The sequence below is a fragment of the Sinomicrobium soli genome (assembly GCF_003285545.1).
Classification (GTDB): domain Bacteria; phylum Bacteroidota; class Bacteroidia; order Flavobacteriales; family Flavobacteriaceae; genus Sinomicrobium.
In genome coordinates this window covers 404,912-429,809 of the sequence record NZ_QLNV01000001.1, presented here as the reverse complement: position 1 = coordinate 429,809, position 24,898 = coordinate 404,912, and the positions used below count along the sequence as shown (strand labels likewise).

Annotated in this window: 21 protein-coding genes; 19 read left to right on the top strand and 2 right to left on the bottom strand. The window is 45.1% G+C overall.

Features of this window, described 5'->3' with window-relative positions:
- The first annotated feature begins 6 nt into the window (after positions 1-6).
- The 5 genes from DN748_RS01845 to DN748_RS01825 all read left to right on the top strand — a co-directional run bounded on the left by DN748_RS01845 (position 7) and on the right by DN748_RS01825 (position 6,848).
- Positions 7-1,863 carry a RagB/SusD family nutrient uptake outer membrane protein gene (locus DN748_RS01845; protein WP_112370044.1) on the top strand — a complete coding sequence of 619 codons (1,857 nt, stop codon included), beginning with the start codon at positions 7-9 and terminating at the stop codon, positions 1,861-1,863.
- Positions 1,864-2,011: 148 nt separating this feature from the next.
- A complete protein-coding gene (locus tag DN748_RS01840) occupies positions 2,012-2,989 on the top strand; it encodes a discoidin domain-containing protein (RefSeq protein ID WP_112370043.1) in 978 nt (325 codons plus the stop codon).
- 46 nt (positions 2,990-3,035) lie between these two features.
- Positions 3,036-3,878, top strand: coding sequence for an endonuclease/exonuclease/phosphatase family protein (locus tag DN748_RS01835; RefSeq protein ID WP_161554446.1), 843 nt, complete (start codon positions 3,036-3,038; stop codon positions 3,876-3,878).
- Between the two features lie 270 nt (positions 3,879-4,148).
- Positions 4,149-5,351 (top strand): purple acid phosphatase family protein, encoded by a 1,203-nt coding sequence (locus tag DN748_RS01830; RefSeq protein WP_112370041.1) that lies wholly within the window; start codon positions 4,149-4,151, stop codon positions 5,349-5,351.
- Positions 5,352-5,891: 540 nt separating this feature from the next.
- Positions 5,892-6,848 carry a Fic family protein gene (locus DN748_RS01825; protein WP_201741391.1) on the top strand — a complete coding sequence of 319 codons (957 nt, stop codon included), beginning with the start codon at positions 5,892-5,894 and terminating at the stop codon, positions 6,846-6,848.
- A 29-nt stretch (positions 6,849-6,877) separates the two neighbouring features.
- Here DN748_RS01825 and rfbB read toward each other — a convergent pair whose 3' ends face one another.
- Complete coding sequence (gene rfbB / locus DN748_RS01820) at positions 6,878-7,894, bottom strand: dTDP-glucose 4,6-dehydratase (protein ID WP_112370039.1); 1,017 nt, start codon at positions 7,892-7,894, stop codon at positions 6,878-6,880.
- A gap of 410 nt (positions 7,895-8,304) precedes the next feature.
- Positions 8,305-8,559, bottom strand: a complete 255-nt coding sequence (locus DN748_RS01815; protein ID WP_112370038.1) for a hypothetical protein — start codon at positions 8,557-8,559, stop codon at positions 8,305-8,307.
- A 178-nt stretch (positions 8,560-8,737) separates the two neighbouring features.
- Between DN748_RS01815 and rfbA the strand changes: the two genes are divergently transcribed.
- The 14 genes from rfbA to DN748_RS01745 all read left to right on the top strand — a co-directional run bounded on the left by rfbA (position 8,738) and on the right by DN748_RS01745 (position 24,842).
- Positions 8,738-9,610 carry a glucose-1-phosphate thymidylyltransferase RfbA gene (gene rfbA / locus DN748_RS01810; protein WP_112370037.1) on the top strand — a complete coding sequence of 291 codons (873 nt, stop codon included), beginning with the start codon at positions 8,738-8,740 and terminating at the stop codon, positions 9,608-9,610.
- A 230-nt stretch (positions 9,611-9,840) separates the two neighbouring features.
- Positions 9,841-10,413 (top strand): dTDP-4-dehydrorhamnose 3,5-epimerase, encoded by a 573-nt coding sequence (gene rfbC / locus DN748_RS01805; RefSeq protein ID WP_112370036.1) that lies wholly within the window; start codon positions 9,841-9,843, stop codon positions 10,411-10,413.
- A complete protein-coding gene (gene rfbD, locus DN748_RS01800; protein WP_112370035.1) occupies positions 10,406-11,266 on the top strand; it encodes a dTDP-4-dehydrorhamnose reductase in 861 nt (286 codons plus the stop codon). The genes rfbC and rfbD overlap by 8 nt, the downstream gene beginning before the upstream one ends.
- A gap of 201 nt (positions 11,267-11,467) precedes the next feature.
- On the top strand, positions 11,468-11,686 hold the full coding sequence (locus tag DN748_RS01795) for a hypothetical protein (RefSeq protein WP_146746542.1): 219 nt from the start codon (positions 11,468-11,470) through the stop codon (positions 11,684-11,686).
- The gene (locus tag DN748_RS01790; protein WP_112370033.1) at positions 11,679-12,407 is read left to right on the top strand and encodes a hypothetical protein; all 729 of its coding nucleotides are present in this window, start codon (positions 11,679-11,681) and stop codon (positions 12,405-12,407) included. Before DN748_RS01795 ends, DN748_RS01790 begins: the two co-directional genes overlap by 8 nt.
- 150 nt (positions 12,408-12,557) lie before the next feature.
- Positions 12,558-13,862, top strand: a complete 1,305-nt coding sequence (locus tag DN748_RS01785; RefSeq protein ID WP_112370032.1) for a Gfo/Idh/MocA family protein — start codon at positions 12,558-12,560, stop codon at positions 13,860-13,862.
- 541 nt (positions 13,863-14,403) lie between these two features.
- On the top strand, positions 14,404-15,789 hold the full coding sequence (locus DN748_RS01780; protein WP_112370031.1) for an RNA-binding domain-containing protein: 1,386 nt from the start codon (positions 14,404-14,406) through the stop codon (positions 15,787-15,789).
- Between the two features lie 658 nt (positions 15,790-16,447).
- On the top strand, positions 16,448-17,851 hold the full coding sequence (locus DN748_RS01775) for a UDP-glucose 6-dehydrogenase (protein ID WP_112370030.1): 1,404 nt from the start codon (positions 16,448-16,450) through the stop codon (positions 17,849-17,851).
- Between the two features lie 86 nt (positions 17,852-17,937).
- Positions 17,938-18,957 (top strand): NAD-dependent epimerase, encoded by a 1,020-nt coding sequence (locus DN748_RS01770; RefSeq protein ID WP_112370029.1) that lies wholly within the window; start codon positions 17,938-17,940, stop codon positions 18,955-18,957.
- Positions 18,958-18,987: 30 nt separating this feature from the next.
- Positions 18,988-20,016, top strand: a complete 1,029-nt coding sequence (locus DN748_RS01765) for an acyltransferase (RefSeq protein ID WP_112370028.1) — start codon at positions 18,988-18,990, stop codon at positions 20,014-20,016.
- 12 nt (positions 20,017-20,028) lie between these two features.
- The gene (locus tag DN748_RS01760; protein WP_146746541.1) at positions 20,029-21,549 is read left to right on the top strand and encodes a lipopolysaccharide biosynthesis protein; all 1,521 of its coding nucleotides are present in this window, start codon (positions 20,029-20,031) and stop codon (positions 21,547-21,549) included.
- Positions 21,546-22,892, top strand: a complete 1,347-nt coding sequence (locus tag DN748_RS01755; protein WP_112370026.1) for a Coenzyme F420 hydrogenase/dehydrogenase, beta subunit C-terminal domain — start codon at positions 21,546-21,548, stop codon at positions 22,890-22,892. Before DN748_RS01760 ends, DN748_RS01755 begins: the two co-directional genes overlap by 4 nt.
- Before the next feature lie 19 nt (positions 22,893-22,911).
- Positions 22,912-24,042, top strand: a complete 1,131-nt coding sequence (locus DN748_RS01750; protein WP_112370025.1) for a polysaccharide pyruvyl transferase family protein — start codon at positions 22,912-22,914, stop codon at positions 24,040-24,042.
- Positions 24,042-24,842 (top strand): glycosyltransferase family 2 protein, encoded by an 801-nt coding sequence (locus tag DN748_RS01745; RefSeq protein ID WP_112370024.1) that lies wholly within the window; start codon positions 24,042-24,044, stop codon positions 24,840-24,842. Before DN748_RS01750 ends, DN748_RS01745 begins: the two co-directional genes overlap by 1 nt.
- Positions 24,843-24,898: the final 56 nt, after the last annotated feature.

Here is a 24,898-nt window from a genome sequence, read left to right as displayed (position 1 = left end):
GAGACCATGAGAGTATACAACAGCATAAAAACGGTAAGAAAACAGGCCGTAGCGGTAGTCAGTGCCATTGTTCTGCTGCTGGCCGCCGGCTGCCAGTCCGATTTTCTCGACCAGGTTCCCGACGATATCATGACCCTCGAAGAGGTGTTCAGCCGTAAAGACCTTTCCGAATCCTATCTCGCCAATGTGTATAACTACCTGCGCGATGAGGCACACCGGACCAACAATACGCCCTGGGATGTGATCTCCGACGATATCGATGTCTCCCAGCGCAACAACCCCTACCGGGTAAACCTGGGCAACTGGAGTGCGGCCTCCGATTACTGGGTGTTCTGGGACCACTATTACAAGGGCATCCGCTCGGCGACCACTTTCCTGAACCATATCGACGGCAACGAGCAGATCCTCGAAGACCGGGAAGGGGAAAAGATCATTACCCAGTACAAGGCGGAAGCCCGCTTCCTGAGGGCATTCTTTTATTTCGAACTGCTCAAGCAGTACGGGCCGGTCATTATCCTCGACGAAGAACTGATAGACCCCGACCTGTCTACCGAAGACCCGCTGATGCAACAGCCGCGGACTCCTTTCGACCAGTGTGTGGACTATATCACGGCCGAACTGGACCTGGCGGCGGAAGACCTGCCGGTGCATTTTAACGCCCAGCCCGAACAGGATTACGGCAGGGCCACCCAACTCATGTGTATGGCCGTCAAGAGCCGCCTGCTGCTCTATGCGGCCAGCCCGCTCTATAACGGGAATTCCGATTACAACGGCTTTGTCAACCCCGACGGCACCCCGCTGATGAATACGTCTTATGATGCCGATAAATGGAAAAAGGCTGCCGATGCCGCCCGCGACGTGATCAATACAGGTATATTGTCCCTCTACAAGGAATACGACAGTAACGGGGATATCGATGCCTTTCATTCATACCAGAACCTGTTCCTCGAGCCCTATAATGAAGAGTGGATACTGTCGCGGAACAGCAACAGCCTTTCCAATTACGAACGGTCGCTTACCCCGCGCCTGGCCAACGGCTATGCCAGTATGGGAGCTACCCAGATGCTGGTAGATACCTACCACATGGCCAATGGCGAGCGGCCCATACTGGGGTACAATGGCGACGGGAGCCCCGTGATCAATACGGCGTCGGGATATACCGAAACAGGGTTTTCCGAAGAAGCGGAAGGGTTTACAAAGGCCCATACCTTTAATATGTATGTAAACCGCGAACCCCGTTTTTACGCCTCCGTGATTTACAGCGGGAGCGACTGGATCAACAGGAGCTCGAGCCTCGGGGTGCGCGAGATCGAACTGTGGTATAACGGGGAATCCGGAAAAGGAGGCTCTCACGATTATTCCGAGACCGGTTACCTCTTCCGTAAAAATGTACATCCCGACAGTAATCCGAGAGAATCGAGGTATATCGCCCGCCCCCATGTGATGTACCGCTATGCCGAAATTCTCCTGAATTACGCCGAAGCGCTGAACGAATACGAGCCGGGACATCCCGATATCCTCGAATACCTCAACGACATACGCGAACGGGGAGGCATTCCCGGGTACGCATCGGGAGCCGGCCAGGAAGAAATGAGAAACCGCATCCGCAGGGAGCGGCGTATAGAACTGGCCATGGAGCACCTGCGTTATTTCGATACCCGCCGGTGGAAAATAGCAGAACAGACCGATGCGGGGCCTTTCTGGGGCATGGATGTCAATGCGGGAAATTACGCGACCGACCCGGCCTTCTTTAAACGCACCGTTTTTGAAAACCGCGTGTTCAGAAAAGCCTTCTACCTGTTCCCCATCCCGCAGGAAGAGATCGAACGCAACCCCAACCTGGTGCAGAACCCCGGATGGTGATGATGAAAGCACGAAGTATGGGCTCGGTCGAACCTGTCATTCAGACCGCGGGGAGGAATCTCTTTCGGGCGGGGCTCCGCTTTGAATGACATTATTAATAGTAAACATATTGTTTAAGTTTTGAAAATACACCATAAAAAATAAACAGATGAAAACAAGCACATTATTCCGCATCTTTCTCACAGGCCTGTTCGGTGTTTCCGTGCTGTCCTGCAGTGAGAAGGAGCTGGAGGTCGACCATGCGGAAGCGTATTCCACGGTATTTCTGCGTGCTGCCATGGAGCAGCCGTACAGCCATACCTTTACCATTAAAGACGAATGGTACCCCATTGCCCTCGGCGCAGGGTACGGGGGTGTCGTATTCCAGCCGGAAAATATCTCCGTCAGCCTGGAAGTACGCCCGGAGCTGGTGGCGCAGTACAATGAAGAGAACGGGACTTCGTATGCACCGATGGCTGCCGACAGCTACCGGCTGAGCGAAGAGCAGGTGACCATCCCCGCCGGAAAAAGCGGGAGCAACAGCATTCAGCTGGAAGTAAACCCGCTGAAGTTCTCCTCCCTGCGGCCACACCTCCTGCCCCTGTCCATCAAGAGCGTAGCGCCCGAAATAACCATAGACGAAGGGCTGCAGACCGTGTATGTACTCGTTACCGGGAGGTATGAAGAAAACCCCTTTGAAAAACTCCCGCAGGACGCGTGGACGCTGCTGGAGGTGTCTTCCGACGAAAACGATGGCCCGGATACCGGCGGAAGGGGATATCACGCTTTCGACGGTAGCCTGGAAACCTTCTGGCACAGCCAGTGGCGCCGGGACGAGGACGGAAACCGCCCCGGCCACCCTCATCATATCAGTATCGATATGGGGCAGCCCGAAACCCTGCACGGACTCGAGATTTTCGGGAGGACCAACCAGGTAGGTGGCAACGGGAACCCGAGGGACGTTTTTGTAGAAGTCAGTGACGACGGGGAAAACTGGCAGGAAATGGAACAGTACGCCCTCGAAAACACGGCGTCCAATACCCTGTATTTTCCCGAGGTGGTCACCGTGCGGTATTTCAGGCTCACCGTACTGGCCAGCCACCAGGATGTATACCGCACCCACATTGCGGAGATCGAGGCGTTTTAGGGGGATCAAAATGAATGATAAACAGTTTGAAAATAAATCAATACCTATGAAAAGCAATACCATACGCCCCCTGTTCCTGCTGTTATGCCTGGCCCTGTCGGGGCTTGCCGGGGGCTGTAGTTCCGGGGACGACGGAGACGGCGGGGGAAAGGAAGAGGAAGCAGACGCCCTGACCGTAAAAGTGATGACCTATAATATTTACGGAGCACGGAGCGGCGGGATCCCCGATCTCGATGCCCTGGCCGAAGTGATCAGGAGGGCCGACCCCGACCTGGTGGCCCTGCAGGAAGTAGACCGGTTTACGGCGCGGAACGGCACCGATGTCGATATTGCCCGCGAACTGGCTGAACGCTGCGGGATGGAATACCACTTTGCCAGGGCCATGGATATGAACCCCGGGGCCTACGGCGATGCCATACTGTCGAAACTTCCGGTAAAATCGGCTGAAAGCTACACCATGAGCGTAGACCCGGAACTGGGAGGAGAGCAGCGTTCCGTGGCTTTGGTGGAGGTGGAAACAGCAGCAGGCCCGCTGCATTTTATCAGCACCCACCTCGACCACCTGTCCGACCCCCGCAACCGGGTACGGCAGGCAGAGGAATTGCTGGATATCGTAGCAGATATTCCCGCGCCCTTGATCGTGGGGGGCGATTTTAATGCCACCCCCGATTCCGAACCCATAGCGATCCTTAACTCCCGGCTCCGGGTAGGCTGCAGGAACGGAAACTGTACCCAGCCCACCTTTCCGACCTCCGGTCCGGACAGGATTATCGATTATATTTTTTACAAGGGTATAGACCGCCTCTCGGTACGCCAGTACGGTATTTACGAATGGGCCAGTAAGGAATCAGACCATTTTCCCGTCGTGGCCACATTTCAGCTCGACTAACCGGTGGCTGGAAGCCGGAAGTCCGGGATCGGGAGGCCGGAGTCGGAAGTTGTCATTCAGAACGTAGCGCAGCGGAGTGAACCTGCCTGCCGGCAGGCAGGGAATCCCGACCCCGGCCCAAAGGAACTTCAACAGCATTCCCGAAGGACCGGAGATTCCTCCCCGACCGAAAAGGCCGGGACAGGCTCTATCGTCGGAATGACAAACCGCTACGATCGGGGATACAAACTAACAACTACGAACTAACAAACTAAAAAACTAAAAAACCAAATGAACCCATCAAACACCAAAAACGGCAGAAGGGCATTTATCGGCAATGTAGGCAGGATGGCGGCGTTGAGCTGTATTCCCGTGCCTTTTGAGAGCGTGCGGGAAGCGGCGCGGCAGGCAGGAGAAAACACGGGTTTTGTGCCTTACCTGCAAAACCTTACGCCCGAGGGGGTTACCGTCATGTTTATCTCCGGCCATCCGGCGCAAAGCTGGGTCGAATACGGTACGGACCAAACGGACAGGAAAGCGCAAACCGGTACAGACGGCCTGTTGCAGGCCGGAAATCCGCTGAACAAGATCAGGCTTACCGGCCTGAAACCCGGCATGTCCTACCGCTATCGCATTGCTTCGAGGGCCATCCGTACCTTTGAGCCCTATAAACAGGAATTCGGGCCGGTGGAATACAGTGAGACCTATGAGTTCAGTACCCCCGACCCGGGGGCAGACCAGGTGTCGTGTGTGATCCTGAACGATATTCACGACCGCCCGTACAGTTTTAAGGACCTGATGTCGGTAAACCCGGATTTTCCGTATGAATTTGTAGTGCTCAACGGCGATATGTTCAACTACCAGACCGGGCAGCAGCAGTTGCAGGAACACCTGATAAACCCCTGCAGCGCCATTTTTGCCCGTGAAAAACCGTTCCTGATGCTCCGGGGCAATCATGAGACCCGCGGGAAATTTGCCCGCAATATCAAGGAATATTTCGATTACGATAGCGGGGAGTATTATTTTTCATTCCGGCAGGGGCCGGTACACTTTATCGTTCTGGACAGCGGGGAAGACAAGGAAGACGACCACCCCGAATACCACGGCCTGGTCGCTTTTGACCCGTACAGGGAACAACAGGCCGTATGGCTGGACCAGGAACTGGAGCAGGTACGCGCTTCCGGTGCTCGCTATTGCGTGGTGCTGATGCATATACCGCCCTATCACTCCGGCGACTGGCACGGTACCATGCACTGCCGCAAACTGTTTGGCCCCCTCTTTGAGAAATATAAGGTAGACATGGTGATTTCCGGGCATACACACCGCTGGGGCATCCACCCGCCCGATAACGACCACGGTTATCCCATTGTGATCGGGGGCGGCCCCAAAACGGGAAGCAGGACCAAGATCGAGTTGTCGGCCGGGCTACAGCAACTCCGGGTAGCTATGTATAATGATAAAGGCGAGCAGGTGGGCAGCTATACCGTATCCTGATGGAACACTGGTGCTCGTTTGCAATCTGGTGCTCGTTTGCAACGAGTACCAACAACTTTATTTTCACAAAGCCAAAAAAAATGCTATATTTGCAGCCGTGTCCGGCCGGATACGGCTGCTGTTCATCCCGAACGGAGGTGCCGGCCGCAATAAAGCAGAAAGAGAGGTCATAATAGGCACTCGTTATCAATGAGCGCCAGTTAACCAGTTAATCCGGCCCGGTTTATATCCGCCGGAACCTTAAAGAATAAGGAAAGGCTCCGCCACAGGGCCCGACCGAAAATTTAGTTGTGTTGTTTAGGGCAGGTCCCCTGATTTGCCCTGGTTTAGTAGTTAGACCAATGAAAGGCTTTTCCGCCGTGTGCGGAGAGCTTTTTTTGTTTTGGTTATGGGGTATCAGCGTTACAAACACTGTTACAATAGGCACTCGTTATAAACGAGCGCCAGTTACGGCCGGTTAGTCAGCTTTTATTCAGACTAAGAAAATTTGGTGCGGGAAAAACATAATTAATATCTTTGATACTATCAAATGATACTATCATGTATAAGCCTCCTTATCAGATAACACCTGAAATTTTACAATTGGTCACTGCTATTCATGAAAGGCTTGGTGAGGTCAATGCATCTCATTTATACCAGCAACCTACTACCCTGCGAAAAAGAAACCGTATACGCACCATTCAATCATCTTTAGAAATAGAAGGTAATACGCTTACGGAAGAACAGATTACGGCTTTATTGGAAAATAAACGGGTTATTGCCCCGAAAAAGGACTTGCTGGAAGTACAAAATGCCATAGCAGTGTATGAGAAACTTCATGATTTTAATCCTTATAATTTGAAGGATATAGAAGCAGCACATGGTATTCTGATGAAAGGATTAGTAGCCGATGCAGGCAGGTTACGCATCAGGAACGTGGGAATTGTACAAGGGGCGGAATTAAAGCATATGGCACCGGACGGAGGTATGGTCAAGGGTTTGATGAATGACCTTTTGGGATACCTGAAGACAGATAAAGAACTACTGCTTATAAAAAGTTGTGTTTTTCATTATGAATTTGAATATATTCATCCGTTTGTAGATGGTAACGGTCGAATGGGAAGACTGTGGCAAACACTTATCTTGATGCAGCAATACCTTGTATTTGAGTTTTTACCCGTGGAGTTGCTCATTAAGGAAAATCAGGAGAGGTATTACAAGGTACTTGGGCATTCAGACAGGATAGGCCATTCCACACCTTTTATCGAGTTTATGCTACACATGATATTAAAGGCATTGGAAAATCTTCTTAAGGCACAAAACAGGACTTTAACGACAAGTGATAGGGTTGATTTGTTTAAGATAAAGGCCGGTAATAAACAATTCAGCCGTAAAGATTATCTAAACCATTTTAAGGAGATTAGTCAGGCTACTGCCAGCAGGGATTTAAAATGGGCTGTTGATAAAAAAATATTAAAAAAGTACGGAGATCAAAACCAGACTACGTACCGTTTTTAGTAATACCGTAATATTTGCCTGATACCACATCACTTTCTCCCCAAATACCACAGCACCGTTTTCCGTATTCCGCTCTCAAAATCCTCCCGGGCTTTCCAGCCCAGTTCCCGTGTTATTTTAGAAGCATCGATGGCGTAGCGCCTGTCGTGTCCGGGGCGGTCTTTTACGTAGGTGATCAGCCTTTTGTACGAGCCTTCCGCTGCGGGGTGCAGTTCGTCGAGCAGTTCGCAGATGGTATGCGCTATCTGGTTGTTGTTCCTTTCGTTATGGCCGCCTATATTGTATACTTCCCCGCTTTGGCCCTGGTGAAAAGCGAGGTCTATTCCCGAACAGTGATCTTCCACATACAGCCAGTCGCGTATATTGCTGCCGTCGCCGTATATGGGTATGGGCCGGCCCTTTAAGGCATTCCGTATGATGGTGGGGATCAGTTTTTCCGCATGCTGCCCGGGCCCGTAATTGTTGGAGCAGTTGGTGATCACGGTGTCCAGGCCGTAGGTGTGGTGGTAGCTGCGTACGATCATGTCGGACGCCGCCTTGCTGGCCGAGTAGGGTGAATTGGGCGCATAGGGCGAGTTTTCCGTAAACAGCCCTTCCGGCCCCAGGCTGCCGTATACTTCATCCGTGGAAATATGGTGAAAGCGGCTGCCCTCATACCCTTCCCGGTATTCAAAAGGCCCTTTCATCCAGTACCGGAAAGCCGCATCAACCAGGGTATAGGTGCCCTGTACATTGGTTTCCATAAAAATGCCGGGATCGGCAATGGAATTGTCCACATGAGACTCCGCCGCAAAATGAATGACCCCACGGATATCGTATTCCCGGAAAATATGGGTAACCCCTTCCCGGTCGCAGATATTGCCCTTTATAAAGGTATACCGGTCGTGATCTTCAAGGGCTTCGAGCCTCTTTTTGTCAGCCGCATAGGTCACCAGGTCGAGGTTTACCAGGTGATATTCCGGGTAGCGTTCCAGGAAACAGGGGATAAATCCGCCCCCTATAAACCCCAATCCCCCGGTAATGAGTAGATATTTTTTTGGTTTCATGATCCGTCATATTGTTTAAAATGAAGTATTCGTAATACGTAGACGATATCCTGGTCAATAAGATAATGAACTCGTCTTGAGTTATTATAATTTGCTGCAAAACCCTCTTTTGCACCCATATATTGTCTTTTTCTCTCCCCATAGCTATGGCTATGTGGCTCAAAAAAGCCTTCATCTGGGCACAAAATAGTGGCTTTTCGCCTAAATGAAACAACCCAAGACGAGTTCAATGGATAGAATACTTAAAACGATGAAAATGCACTTTCCGGATATTCCGGTAATAGACCTGAAAGAGAAACGGATTACTTTTAAGAAAGGTAATCTGACTCAGGAAATCCCGTTCAAAATCGGCTTCCCTATCTAAACCCCTGTAATAACATTTTGCAGTGTGTAGGTCCCTTTCGGCTTCTTTAGAGACTCTGATCAGATATTCCATACCGGGCTAAAACATCTTCAATAGCAGAAAATTCAATTTGTCCCTTATCGAATTTATAGCATAGATCGTCCATCATTTCCGTATATGCTTTCGGGGGGACTTCAAGTTCTTTCGCCTGCGCTATGGCAAGATGTTCGAGGTAGTTTTTCAGGCTTCTGTTCTGCCGCCGGGCCTCGGCTTCCAGTATTTTAATGACCTGTTCATCCAGATGCAATTCTTTCCTGACCATAATAACAGATTTTGATACGTATAAGTTACGTAAATATACTGCGAATTTTAAAAAAGTACAACTTTTCCAAACATGTTTAAGGGGTCATCAATAATAAAAAACAATAAGTTACATTTGTATTATTATTATGCAACCGGAAAACTGACTACAAACTAAGAACTAAGAACTAAGAAACTAAATGAAAGGAATAGTCCTCGCCGGGGGTACCGGGAGCCGGCTGTACCCGGTTACCAGGGGAGTTTCGAAGCAGCTCCTGGCCATATACGACAAACCGATGGTGTATTACCCGCTTTCCGTGCTTATGCTGGCCGGGATACGGGAGGTGCTGATCATCACCACCCCCGGCGACCTGGAGCAATTCCGCAAGCTGTTAGGCGACGGTTCGCAACTGGGTATTTCCCTGCAATACGCTGCCCAGCCCAGTCCGGACGGACTCGCACAGTCGTTTCTCATAGGAAAGGAATTTATCGGTAAAGATCCCGTATGCCTGGTACTGGGCGACAATATATTCTACGGCCACGGGCTCACTGCCCTGCTGGAACACGCCGTAAACCGGGTAGAGCAGGAGCAGAAGGCCACCGTGTTCGGGTATAATGTACAGGACCCCGAACGTTACGGGGTGATCGAGTTCGACCGTGACGGCAAGGCCCTGAGCATTGAAGAAAAACCACGGCAACCGAGGAGCAATTATGCCGTTACCGGGCTTTATTTCTACCCCAATTCGGTGGTGGATATCGCTGCCGGCATTACCCCCAGCGCCCGGGGCGAACTGGAGATCACGGCGGTCAATGCCGAATACCTTCGCCGCGGTGAACTGACCGTAGAACTTATGGGCCGCGGTTATGCCTGGCTCGATACCGGTACTCACCAGTCGATGCTGGAAGCCTCCAATTTTATCCGGACCATAGAAACACGCCAGGGGCTCAAGGTCGCCTGCCTCGAAGAGATCGCCTACGACCGCGGCTATATCACCCGCGAACAGCTACTCGCCCTCGCCCACCCCATGAAACAGTGCGAGTACGGCCAATACCTCCTCCGGAAAGTTAATTAGCCAATTGGTCAATGTGATAATTAGTCAATTGGTCAATTCGATAATTAGTCAATTATCACATTATCACATTATCACATTGGCACATTATCACATTGGCACATTATCACATTGGCACATTACCACATTATCTCATTGACACATTACCACATTGGCACATTATCAAATTGGCACATTATCAAATTACCAACATTATTTAATATCTTGCTGCCGCTAAGAAAAGAAGTATTACTATGAATTTCACCAGAACCGCCATACCCGATATCATCCTGTGTGAGCCTGTGGTGCATGGTGATCGCAGGGGGTATTTTATGGAGAGCTTCCGCCGTGATGCCCTCGAAGCCTTTACCGGGCAGGCGCTGGATTTCTGCCAGGACAACGAATCGGCATCGTCGTTCGGGGTGTTGCGCGGACTTCATTACCAGTTGCCGCCCCATGCACAGACCAAGCTGGTACGTGTCGTTTCGGGGCGCGTGTTAGATATAGTGGTCGATATCAGGAAAGGGTCCCCTACCTTCGGGCAATGGGTGGGCGCGGAACTCTCCGGGGAGAACAAAAAGCAGCTTTTTATTCCCGGCGGATTTGCCCATGGTTTTGTAGTGCTCAGTGAACACGCGGTTTTTGCCTATAAGAGCAACCGCTATTACCATCCCGAAAGCGAGCGGGGCATCCGTTTCGACGACCCGCAGCTGGATATCGACTGGCAACTGCCCCGCGAAGCGCTGAAACTGTCGGCAAAAGACCTCGCACAGCCGTTGCTGGCACAGGCGGAGCTGGTAGACCTTAAAACGGACTTCCATGGGTAAGGTGTGGATCACCGGTGCGGGAGGGCAGACGGGCAGGGCGCTGGCAGCCCGTACTGCCGGAAAGGGAGCGGGGTTCCTGTTTACTTCCCGCGAAGCGCTCGACCTCTGTCATGAAAAGGAGATCACCCGTTTTTTATCGGTCCATCCCGTAGAGGCCGTGATCAATACCGCCGCCTACACGGCAGTGGACCGCGCCGAAGAAGAACCCGAAGAAGCCCGGAAGATCAATGCCGAAGCCGTAGGGGTCCTCGCATACCACGCGAGGAAACGCGGTATCAGGCTGATACATCTCTCCACCGATTATGTATTCGACGGAACAAGCCGGCAGCCCTACCGCGAATCCGACCCGGTAAGCCCGGTCAATGTTTACGGGCAGACCAAATGGGAAGGAGAAGCCCTTATGCTGCAGGAAGCACCCCGTCATTCGGCCATCGTACGTACGGCCTGGCTGTACGGGCAGGGAAACAATTTTGTGAATAAGATACTCCAACTCGCCCGGCAACGTCCGGAGATCGAAGTGGTGGCCGATCAATACGGCAGTCCCACTCGCGCGGCCGATCTCGCTGAGGTATTGCTGTATATGGTGCCGCGACTACATCAAAAGGAAGTGAAGACCTATCATTACACCAATGAAGGAATATGTACCTGGTTCGATTTTGCCACAGCCATTGTTCAGTGGTCCGGTATCCCCTGTGAGGTAAACCCCGTCACTTCCGCCCGCTTTCCCACTCCCGCCAGGCGCCCTGCCTATGCCGTACTGAGCAAGGAAGCCATCAAAAACGACCTCGGGATCACCATTCCCCACTGGAAAGACAGCCTGGACGACTATCTTGCCGCTGGTGCTCGTTTGTAACCTGGCGCTCGTTTATAACGAGTGCCAGTCGTTCGCAAATCCTTGTCATTCAGAGCGAAGCGAAGAATCTCCACCCCGGTACAAAGCTTCAAAAGCATACACACATTTAAAACGCCCCGGTCTTCGAAGTTGCAAACTCTTTGAGCAGGATTGTTAGATAATAATATGTATATTTACAGATCGAAACTTGATTATTCCGGGATGAAAAAGAACAAGGACATAAAGAGCCTTATTACGGCCCAGAAAAGAGTCTGGAAAATATCGGAGAGGACGAATAGGGCTCTGGGATTAAGTTATAAGGTAGTAAGAAATGGGAAGCTCATCGAAGTACATCCTGATGGGGCTTCTGTAGTGTTGAGAAAATCCGTATTTGATACGGTGCGTCTTGACAAAAAACATTTTGTATTGGCAGATGGCTAAACGCTTTCGTATGTTCGCGGGTCCCAACGGATCAGGGAAGTCTTCTTTGATCGAACAAATTAGTGATGATTTTAATATGGGCTATTTTGTTAATGCGGATAATGTAAAGACCTCATTTAAAAATCATGGATTTCTGGATTGTAATGAATATCTTCCCCGGCAGGTAAGCGATCAGGAATGGAATACTTTTATACTGAATTGTGATTTGGAAAATCGTCTCGGCACTTCATATTTTCCTCCAATTCGTTTAAAAGAGAATATAATGGTCGCCGAAGACGACATAAATAGTTATCATGCTGCTCTTATCTGTGAGTTTTTCAGGATTATTCTTCTGAGGTGTACTTCCGGGTTTTCTTTTGAAACAGTGATGTCTCATCCGTCGAAAGTAAGCTTTTTAAGGCATGCGAGATCGAGCGGATTTAAAACTTACCTGTATTTTATATGTACTCAGGATCCTGAAATCAATAAATCAAGGGTATATATTCGTCACAGAAAAGGAGGGCACTATGTATCTGATGAAAAAATAGAGAGTCGTTATTACAGGTCACTGGAATTATTATCTTCTGCATTTATGGAAGCCGACCGTGCTTATGTTCTGGACAGTTCCAGCAAAAACAGGGATGTGGTTTTAGAAAAGTCAGGACAGGAAGTCTCTGTATATAGTGATACAATTCCTGAATGGGTGGATAAATATCTGGTTAAAAAATTAAGCTTTAAATAAAACAGAAAAATCTCCCTCATCCTGTCGTAACTTACCATAGATACGTCATGGGTAAGTTTATAATTGTCATTTCTACTATAAGTTTTTCTATATTTGTTAGGAATAACGATTACGAACGGGAAAAACCCGTTTCTCAAAAACCAATCAGTGATGAAAAACACCAGGAGAAACTTTATCCGTACTTCTGCGGCATTTACGGCGGCGGTGGGTATGGGATCGGCAATGCCTTCCGCATTTTCGATGATAAACCGCCCGGAGCGGAAAATAAGGATAGGCGCTATCGGGATCAAGGGTATGGGCTGGTCAGACCTCAATGCCGTGCTGAAGCACCCCGGCACCGAGTGCACGGCCTTGTGCGATGTAGACCGCAATGTGCTGGACATGCGGGAGAAGGAGCTGGCAGAACGGGGGATAAAGGTCAAGCGCTACACCGATTACAGGGAGCTGCTGGCTTCGGATAAGGTAGATGCGGTGGTGATCGGTACGCCGGACCACTGGCACTGCCTGCAGATGATCGATGCCTGTGCGGCCGGCAAGGATGTCTATGTAGAGAAGCCCCTGGGAAATTCTATTACCGAATGTGAAGCCATGGTCGGTGCGGCGCGGAAATACAACCGTATCGTACAGGTAGGGCAATGGCAGCGCAGCCAGAAACATTTCCGCGATGCGGTAGCCTTTGTACATTCCGGGAAGCTGGGCAGCATCCGCCTGGTAAAAGCCTGGGCCTACCAGGGCTGGATGAAGAGCATTCCCGTAAAACCCGACGGCCCCGTACCGGAAGGGGTAGACTACGACCGCTGGCTGGGGCCGGCAGAAAAAAGGCCCTTTAATCCCAACCGCTTTCATTTTGAGTTCCGCTGGTTCTGGGACTATGCAGGCGGGCTTATGACAGACTGGGGGGTACATATGCTCGATTATGCCCTGCTGGGCATGAAAGCCGGCCGCCCGAAATCGGTGATGGCCTCGGGGGGGAAATTCGCTTATCCCGACGATGCGGCGGAGACCCCCGATACGCTTACCACCGTATTCGAGTTTGACGGTTTCAACATACAGTGGGAGCACGCCAACGGTATTGACGGCGGACCGTACCGCCGGAACCACGGCGTGGCCTTTATCGGCAACCAGGGCACCCTGGTGCTCAACCGCGACGGCTGGGAAGTGATCCCCGAAAAAGAACGTATGGAAGCCGTACCCCTGCAGCCGCGTACAGATAACGGCCTCGAACTGCACGCCGCCAATTTTATCGAAGCCATCCGGGCGCGCGACAGCTCCCTGCTGCACTGCCCCGTAGAAGCCGGCGCCGATATCGCCATCTTCTCCCAGATGGGAAATATCGCCTACCGCACCGGCAAAAAGATCTATTGGGACCCCTCCGCAAAAAGATTTAACGACCCCCGGGCCGATCAGCTGATCACCGCCCCCTACCACAACGGCTATTCCATCCCGGAAGTGTAGTATACTGTCATGGCGCTCGTTTGCAACCTGGCGCTCGTTTGCAACTGGCGCTCGTTTGTAACGAGTGCCAGTCGTAATGTCATTCCGACGATAGAGCCTGTCCCGGCCTTTTCGGTCGGGGAGGAATTTCCGGCCTTTCCGTTATGCTATTGAAGTTCTTTTGGTCTGGGTTGAGATTCTTCCCCCCGACCAGGGCAATTTTTCGTTATATTTACACTTGTTTTAATATCGAAGGCGTTTTGCGCCCTCGTTAAAAAATGTAAAATGGGTCGTGAAAAAATTTGTAATCCCGAGATACCTTAGAGCTTGTTTAAATTGATTTGATTGCGGCGAAAATGATGATTTTTGTTCCATATGAAGGCTTTTTCTCTCCCCATAGCTATGGCTATGCACCTCAAAATACCTTCGCCTGACAAAAACCTGCCTGCCGGCAGGCAGGAATACACTATAAAATATTCCAAAAACAAAATTTAAACAGTTTCTTAGAAGTTTTAAAAAGTAAGGGTATAGCCTGACATATACAAATGAGTTGTAAAAAGAATTGAAAGAAAACCAACATATCGAATTTAAATCCCGTTTTTCCGATACGGTGATTGAAACCCTTTCGGCTTTTGCCAATAGTAAAGGAGGCAGTGTGTATGTGGGTATGGACGACAAAGGAACACCCATCCCGGATTTTGAGTTCGGCAAAGAAACTTTTCAGCAATGGGTGAACGAGATTAAGAATAAAACCCAGCCGGGGATTGTTCCCGATGTGACCGAAAAAGTGATCAAGGGAAAGAAAGTGGCGGTCATCCGGGTACAGGAATTTCCAGTAAAACCAGTATCTTTCAAAGGACGCTATTACCGGCGGGTAGGGAACTCCAATCATCAACTGTCACCTAATGAAATCACCGACCTCAATCTGCAATCCCTGCAATTGTCCTGGGACGCTTATACTAAACCGGGCAAGACGGTGGCCGACCTGGACCTGGATAGCATAGAAAAGTTTATTGATAAAGTAAATAGTTCCGGGCGGTTTCGGTTGTCTGGCGAGTGGCGGCTCGACCTGGAAAAACTTAAGCTCATAAATGGCAATACCATTACCCATGCCGCCTGGCTGTTGTTTGCTTCCGAAAAAACGGAATATAACCTGCATTTGGGACGGTTTAAGACGCCTTCCATGATTATTGACGACAAGATGCTTAACGGTACCTTGTTTGAAGTAGTGGAAGATGCGATGAACTATATTATAGGCCATATAAAAGTGGCTTTTGAAATTACGGGCAAAACCACTAAACGTACTGAGATTTTTGAATACCCGCTTCCGGCCTTACGGGAATTGGTGCTTAATAGTGTGATCCACCGTGATTATTTAAGCCCGATAGATGTACAGATCAAAATTTTTGATAAAAGCATTTCCTGTTTTAACCCTGGAGGACTTTATGGTGGGCTGACGGTCGAGCAACTCAAAAAAGACAACTATTCTGCCCATACCCGAAATAAGCTTATCGCCGAGGCGTTTTATCTGGCGGGCGATATTGAGAAATATGGTAGTGGTTTCGTGAGGATTAGGAAAGAAATTAAAGACTATCCCACGATGAAGTTTGTATTTGACGCTACTCCCGGCGGCTTTATAACGGGGCTTGAGTACGAACAACAAAGAACGAAACAAGATGAAGATAAAATAAGTGGCGGATTAAGTGGCGGATTAAGTGGCGGATTAAGTGGCGGATTAAGTGGCGGATTAAAAACTTTGCTGAAGGTGGTTGAAAATAACCCGGGAATACAACTAAAGGAAATAATAGCATTGCTGGGCAATATACCGACAAGAACGGCTGAAAGACACATTGGCAAATTGATGGAACAAAACATAGTGGAAAGAAGAGGGAGTAAAAAAACCGGCGGGTATTATATAAAAACCGGACAATCGGGTAATACGAAATAAAAAATGTATATTGGTCACCATGGTCAACGATCCGTATAAGACTACCCATGACGTGTTTTAGGGAGTATCGTGTAATGTATTGATATACAGTTACTTTGTTTATGATGTGCAAATTGTGCTAAAATTAAGAAAAACGTCATCCCAATTTATGCGGTTGCCCAAACGTTAGATCTCTGAATGACATCCATCTTGTCCCGACTGCGGTCGAACTTGTCATTCCGACCGCATGGGAGGAATCTCCGGTCTTTCCGTTATGATGTTGAATTTCCTTTGATCCTGGGGGGAGATTCTTCCCCCGACCAGGGTACGGGACAGGGCCTGCGTTCTGAATGACACTAAGAACTACGAACTAACAACTATTAAAAAAAGGTAACAATTCCATTAAATCACCATCTAAGGGTAGGATATTCCCTATTTTTTTACTACTATCGCATGGCAATTAATAGTATTTTTACAGGAAAATTCTACGGTGGTATAATCGTATTGTGAAGTATATTACAAATTGACCGTAGAAAAATATACTTTATCCGTTTTCCGGTCGTTTGTACAAACGGCGATTGGTTTTAATTGGTTTTAAGACCGGAGAATAGTACTTTTGTAGGCTTGAAAAAAGAGGTTTTTATTTTGATAATCAGTATACTTATAGAATACATTTAAAATGAGTAAAAAAATCACGAAGATCTGTTGTATAGGGGCAGGCTATGTGGGCGGGCCTACCATGGCCGTGATCGCCCAGAAATGCCCGGAGATTACCGTAACCGTAGTAGATATCAACGAAAAGCGGATAGCCGCCTGGAACGATACAGACCTGAGCAGGCTCCCGGTCTACGAGCCCGGGCTGGACAGGGTGGTGGAAGAAGCGCGGGGCAGGAACCTGTTTTTTTCTACCGATGTCGACAAGGCGATCGACGAGGCGGAAATGATCTTTATCTCGGTCAATACCCCCACCAAAACCTATGGAAAAGGCAAGGGTATGGCGGCCGACCTGAAGTTTATCGAGCTCTGCGCCCGGCAGATCGCCAGGGTGGCCAAAGACGACAAGATCGTAGTGGAAAAATCGACCCTGCCGGTACGTACGGCACAGGCGCTGAAGAGTATATTGCATAATACTGGTAATGGGGTACATTTCGACATCCTTTCCAACCCGGAATTCCTGGCGGAAGGAACAGCCATAGAAGACCTGCATGCACCCGACCGTGTACTGATCGGGGGAGAAGACAAAGGCGCTATCGAAGCCCTGGTACAGGTCTATGCCGGCTGGGTGCCACGCGAAAATATCCTGACCACCAATGTATGGTCGTCAGAATTGTCCAAACTGACCGCCAATGCCTTTTTGGCACAGCGGGTATCGTCTATCAACGCGCTTTCCGAACTCTGTGAAAAAACCGGCGCCGATGTCAATGAAGTAGCCCGGGCTATAGGGACGGACAGTCGTATCGGCCCCAAATTCCTGAAGGCTTCCGTAGGTTTCGGAGGGTCCTGTTTCCAGAAGGATATCCTGAACCTGGTCTATATCGCCAAATCATACGGGCTCCACGAGGTAGCAGACTACTGGGAGCAGGTCATCCTGATGAACGACCACCAGAAAAGGCGGTTTGCCGATAATATCGTAACCACCCTGTACAATACCGTATCCGGTAAAAAGATCGCTTTCCTGGGCTGGGCCTTTAAAAAGGATACCAACGATACCCGGGAGTCGGCTGCCATCTATGTTGCCGACCACCTGCTTAGTGAACAGGCGGAGATTGTCGTATATGATCCTAAAGTTCCGGCAGAACAGGTCTATGCGGATCTCGATTACCTGAATACACGTAGTGAAGACGAAAACAGGAGGTTGGTTACCGTAATCAACGATCCGTATGAAGCTACCAAAGAGGCCCATGCCATAGCCGTACTTACGGAATGGGATGAGTTTAAAACCTATGACTGGGACAGGGTTTATAATAACATGCTAAAACCCTCGTTTGTGTTTGATGGAAGGGCTATTCTGGATAAAGAAAGTTTGGAAGCCGTGGGATTCGATGTGTATACTATAGGTATAGGCGACGGGACTATGAGATAATAAAAAAATGAACGGGTTCCTGCTTTGCATAATAATGAGAGCCTGTTTTTTAAAAAAATTAGGTGTACAGGTAAAAGTAAAGAGAAATGAGAATACTGGTTACCGGCGCAGCCGGGTTTATAGGGTTTCATCTTTGCAAAAAATTAGTGGAAAACGGGCACCGGGTAGTGGGGCTGGACAATGTCAATGACTATTATGACCCGGAGCTGAAATACGCAAGATTGCAGGAACTCGGCATGCAAAAGAGCGAGACTTCCGTGTTCGGGAATACCGTAGTCTCTTCTACCTATGGTGATATTTTGCAATTTGTACGTATGCAGCTTGAAGACCGCGAAGCCCTGCCTGCCCTTTTTGAAAAGGAAAAGTTCGAGGCGGTGGTCAATCTTGCCGCACAGGCAGGAGTGCGCTATAGTCTGGAAAACCCTATGGCCTATGTGGATAGTAACCTAGTGGGTTTTGTCAATATCCTGGAATGTTGCCGCCACTATAATATACAGCACTTGTTATATGCCAGTAGTTCCAGCGTATATGGAGAAAATGAAAAAATGCCGTTTGCCGTCACGGATAATGTGGACCACCCTATCAGTTTATATGCGGCTACAAAAAAGAGCAATGAACTGATGGCATATACTTATAGCCATCTCTATGGCATCCCGACTACCGGGTTGCGATTTTTTACGGTGTATGGGCCTTGGGGCCGACCGGATATGGCTATCTTTCTCTTTACCAAAGCTATCTCCGAAGGAAAGCCGATCAAAGTATTTAACAATGGTGATATGAGCCGGGATTTTACCTATATAGATGATATTGTTCAGGGAGTAGAGATTGTTTTGGATAATCCTCCACTAAAAGAGAATGATAAACCGGCATATCGTCTTTCCAATATAGGTAATGGTTCTTCACAGTCTTTAGGCGATTTTATTAAGGCTATTGAAAATAGTATGGGGGTTGGAGCTAAAAAGGAATATCTTCCCATGCAACCCGGAGATGTTCCGAAAACCTGGGCGAATATTTCGGATTTGGAGGTGTTGGGATATAAAAGTACAACTTCTATTGACGAGGGAGTAAAGAAGTTTATAGAGTGGTTTAAAGGTTACCGAAGTTAAATATGTGATTTAAATAACATTCTTAATTTAATGGCAATTCGAATTCATTATTTTGATGTATTAAGAGCATTGGCAATATTGGCAGTTATTTCGATACATGTTAATATAGTTGCCTATAAATATTCATCTTTTCAAGATTGGGTATTTCACTTAATGGTAATTTGGAGACAACTGATCAATTTTGCTGTTCCTCTTTTTCTGTCTATATCGGGTTTTTTTTTGTCTAAAAGAATAAGTAAATCATGTAAGGATCATTTCCTTTTTCTAAAAAAACAGTTAACAAGGGTATTAATCCCTTTTTTTATATGGAGTTTTATTTATGTTGCTATTAGAATTTATGAAGGAGAAAATTGGTTTCATTCTCTAAGAAGGATAGTGACCTTTAATGCTTCTTTTCCTTTTTATTTTGTGGCTTTAATTGTTCAATACTATTTGTTGTTACCTTACCTTATAGAATGGAGTAAACGAAAAAACTCTCTATGGATTGCATTATCCATAAGTCTTTTTTCTTGCCTTTTAATTAACCTGTTGAGATATCTTTATCATATTGAGGTCCCACTGATTGTATACGCAGGTAATTTTGTTACTTGGTTGGTTTTTTTTGTATTGGGATTAAAAGTAGGTGGTGGTTATCATATGAGCATTAAAAAATCTATTCTTTTTACTGTTATTTTTTTTATTCTCTCTCTGTTTGAGACTTATACTTTATTTTTAGAATATCAAAATATAGGAGATGCGCTAACTGCTGTTAAAGTCACATCTTTTCTCTTTTCTTTTTTCTTTATTAATCTACTTCTAAAATTAAGAAATCATGTAGTATGGAATAAAATGACTTTTTTTAGCTATATGGGAAGAGTGTCTTTTGGAATCTTTTTATCTCATATGCTAGCTTTAAAAGGACTTTATAATATAGCTGATAATTTTATAGAGTGTATTTATGAAAATGTAATTTCAGCACAATTCTTCTTCATATTTTCAACACTGTTAATCTGTATGTTATTTGAATTGATTTTTAGAAAAATAAGCCCTGTTTTAGCAAGTAAATATTTAGGCTTTTAATCAAATTAATTAATGTCAAGTTCGAGAAAAATAGCTAAAAATACATTATTTCTATATGTAAGGATGTTCCTAACTATGGGAGTCACATTGTATACATCTAGAGTTGTTTTAAACACTTTAGGTGTTTCAGATTATGGAGCTTATAGTGTAATAGGAGGTGTGGTTGCTACCTTTGGTTTTTTTAAAATGGCCATGGCCTCTGCCACTCAACGTTTTTTGTCGTTTGAAATAGGTACAGGCAATCTAACCAAGCTAAAACAGACTTTCTGTGCCACAGTCAATATTCATATAGGAATAGCAGTGCTGATTTTACTTTTAGCAGAAACTGTTGGGTTATGGTTTGTCAATCATAAGTTAAATATAGATCATGAAAGAATGGAAGCTGTGAATTGGGTTTACCAGTTTTCTATATTGTCTTTTATGGTTTCGGTAATGCAAGTGCCTTATAATGCTCTTATTATAGCAAGGGAAAGAATGAATATTTATGCCGCTTATAGTATTATTGAAGTATTACTTAAATTAATGATTGTTTATCTTTTGGTTGTTTCTCCCTTTGATAAGTTGAAAACCTATGCGGTACTGATGTTTGGTGTAACAGTACTTGTAGCTCTAATGTATCGTATTTATTGTATTCGCCATTTTATGGAGAGCAAATACAGATTTTATTACGATGCTGATTTGTATAAGATATTGATGAGCTATTCCGGCTGGAGTTTATTTGGTAACATTGCTGCTGTTGCAAGAGTGCAGGGGTCTAATATAATTTTAAATCTCTTTTTTGGTACCACTATAAATGCTGCTTACGGGATTACTTCTCAGGTGAATAGTGCTACCAAACTTTTTGTTTCTAATTTTCAGGTGGCACTAAACCCACAGATTATCAAAAGCTATGCCCAAAAAGATTTGATTCAGAATCATAAACTGATTTTTCAGGGTTCAAAGTTGTCCTTTTTTTTGTTATTTTTGATAGTATGTCCAATTTGGTTCAATATTGATTTTATTCTTAAGGTTTGGTTGAAAAACCCTCCGGAATATACTTCAATATTTGTACGGCTTGCTTTGGTTAATTTGTTAGTAGATTGTATATCAGGACCTTTGATGATTGGAATACAGGCCACAGGGAAGATTAAGTGGTACCAAGTTGTTGTGGGCTTATTCATCTTATCCGATTTACCAATTACGTACTTGGCTATTAAAGTATATAACGAGCCAATTCTCTCCTATATTGTAACAATAACTATAACGTTTCTTTCATTAACTTTAAGGTTGTATTTTCTTAAAAAAGGCGTTTTTATCAATATACTTTCTTTTTTTAAACAGGTTTTATTGAAAATAGTTTTAGTGGTTTTTGTATGTGGTTTTTTTGGGATTTATGGTGCGAGTCTATTTATTCCGTATGAGGGATGGATTAAACTTATAGTTAGCTCTGTTTTTATTACAATATTAAATATGTTGGTGATAATTTTGATTGGCTTATCAAAGAGTGAACTAAATTTTTTTAAGAAATTGATTGTAAATAAAATAATAAAATGAAAGAAAGTAGGACCATCAAAGATGTAGTGGATAATCAATTATGTACCGGATGTGGTTTGTGCGTATCCGAATCTGACGGTATCAGGTCTATGAAGTGGAATGAAGATGGCTTTCTTGTACCGGATATAATCAATGTTATAAATGATAATAGTATAAAAGTATGTCCATTTAATCCGGCCCCTGATGAAGATGTTCGAGACGAAGACAGGCTTTCCAAACTATTTTTGTCAGATTCGGACAAGAAAGATTTTAAGATAGGTCGCTATATAGGAACATATGTAGGTTTTTCTGAGCAACACAGGACATCATCATCTTCGGGGGGTATAGCTACATATATATTTGAGCAATTATTAAAAAACAATCATGCCCAGCATCTTTTTATTGTAAAGGAAGTAAACGGGACCTATGAATATCAATTGTTTTCTGATTTCAGGCAGATCAATAAGATCTCCAAAACACGATACTTACCTGTAACACTGGAAAAGTTATTTGAAATCATAGATAAATTAGATGGAAAAATAGGGGTTTCGGGAGTTGCATGTTTTATAAAAGCAATTCGTTTAAAGCAACATTATTATCCTGAACTAAAAGAGAAGATAGCTTTTCTGGTAGGAATAATATGTGGGGGACTTAAAAGTAAGTTGTATACAGATTTTTTAGTTCAAAATGTAGGTATAAAAGGTGATTATAGTAATCAGGAATACAGAATAAAAGATTTTTATGGTTCAGCATCAGGCTATGGTTTTGGTGCTTATGATGCACAAGAGGTTCTCCATACAATGAAGATGTCCAAGGTTGGCGACATGTGGGGAACGGGACTCTTTAAATCCAATGCCTGTGATTTTTGTGATGATGTAACAACTGAACTAGCGGATATATCATTAGGGGATGCTTGGATCAATCCGTATAGGAAAGATGGAAGAGGAGCAAGCATCATTATTACAAGATCTTTACTTGCAGATGAGCTTATAAAATCAGGAATGAAAAATGGAGAATTAAAAGCTAACCTCCTAGCAAAGGAAGAAGTTATTAGATCTCAAGCTGCAAGTTTCAGACATAGGCAACAGGCATCTAAGTTTAGAATAGATCAAAATATTAGAAACAAGGAGTTGACTCCTTATAAGCGTTCAAGGTTTTTTCAAAATATACCAGTAGAATATAAAATTGTTCAAAAGGAAAGAAGGGTTGTGAGGGCTTTGAGTATAGAGTTATGGAAGAAAACAAAGAGCTTACAAGAATATAATCAAAAAATGGATGTGTTTAAAAGAAGGTTGAAGAAAAAAACACTAATTTATTCCAAAATTCAGAAAATACGACGTGTGTTAAAAATAAAAACTTTATAGAGTTTTAATCATTGAAATTATGAAGATAGGTATATTAACCCTGCAACTGCATGATAACTACGGCGGCCTTTTGCAAGCCTATGCCCTAAAAACTGTTCTGGAAAACATGGGGCATCAAGTATCTATTGTTAATCGAAGAAAAAATACTACAGGTATTTCCCTTAGATTAAAGGAATTGATCAAAATTATTCTGGGGAGAGGGAAAAGAAGAGGGATTAGATTATCAGAAGAAGAGCAAAGGATTATTTCCCAGCATACAAGTTATTTTACGGATACCTACATAAAGGATATTACAGAACCAATATATAGTACTAAAGGCCTGAAAAAAATTGCCGATCACTTCGATGCGTTTATTGTTGGAAGTGACCAAGTATGGAGACCGAGATATTCACCTGGTATAAGTAATTACTTTTTAGATTTTGTAAATAATGAGGAAACTATTGGGTTGTCATATGCGGCATCTTTTGGAGTGGATAATTGGGAATACACGGAAAAACAGACAAAGGAATGTAAAGAAAGTATCCGTAAGTTTAAAGCCATTTCCGTAAGGGAGAAAAGCGGGATAGATTTAAGTAAGAAGTTCTTGGGGGTAAAGGCTGTTCATGTTTTAGATCCGACAATGTTAATAGATAAAGGTGAATATGTCAAATTAATTAATAGGGAAAAAGAAGAATCTGTAAAAGGGGAATTGCTATATTATGTGTTGGACATTAATAAGGAAAAGAAAAATTTGATATATGAAACGGCAAAAAACTTTAATTATAGAACCTTTTCGGTGACAAGAAAGAGTATACCTGATAAAGGATCGGTACAAAATATTGAAGAATGTATCTACCCAAAAGTAACCTCTTGGCTCAATGGTTTTAATAAAGCAAAATTTGTGATTACTGATTCTTTCCATGGGACTGCATTTTCAATTTTATTTAACAAACCGTTTTTAGTAGTTCCTAATACTAAAAGAGGTAAGGCAAGGTTTGATTCGCTTCTGGAAATGTTTGGATTACAAGAGCGTTTAATAGAGGATTTGAGCGGTTTTAATTATGAAAAACTGGAGCAATTACCTGATATAGATTGGGAGGAAGTGAATGCCATTTTGGCTGAAAAAAAGGAATTTTCTTTAGCATTTTTAAATTTAAATCTCATTAGCTAATGTTTTCTGTAATTATCCCATTATACAATAAGGAACTTAGTGTTAAAAACACGGTGCAATCTGTATTAATGCAGGCATTAAAGGATTTCGAAATAATAATAGTTAATGATGGTTCAACGGATAATAGTGTTGAAGTCGTTAAATGGTTTTCTGATCCTCGGATTCGGTTAATAAATCAAGATAATCAGGGGGTTTCTGCAGCTAGAAATAAAGGGATTGAAGAAGCAAATTATGAATGGATTGTGTTTTTGGATGGGGATGATATATGGCATAAGAATCATTTGACCATTTTGAAAGACATGATAGAACAATATCCGAGTGATAAGGTCTTTTGTACTTCTTATATTAAAAGTGGTGAAAATATTTCGGAAAACCTCGACACTTCCATAGTGGTGATTGAAAATTATTTTAAAGAAGTGATGCAGCATGTTGACTTTTTTTGGACATCAGTTGTGTGTGTTCACTCGTCCGTTTTTGAGAAGGTTGGGGGCTTTGTTGTTGGTATTTGCAGAGGAGAAGACTTGGAGTTATGGGCTAGGATAGGTAAATATTTCAGGATAATTAGATCGATGCAAAAAACGGCAGTTTATCGTATAGATTCGGAGAATAAATTAACATCAACAAGATCGAAGTATAATAACTCTATTTTGTCCATTATTGATTTAAAGGGGGTCAAAGGCTATGAAAAAAAGTATTATCAGAAAATGATCTATAGGAGAATAAAAAAGGATGTTAAAGCTTTTGAAATAAAAGATATGTTGAGATTAATTTGGAGATACAACTTTGAATTATTAAAGTAATTTTCAGTCACCTTTTATTTTTGAATTAAAGTTCTAAATGTTTTTTGGTGGATTGG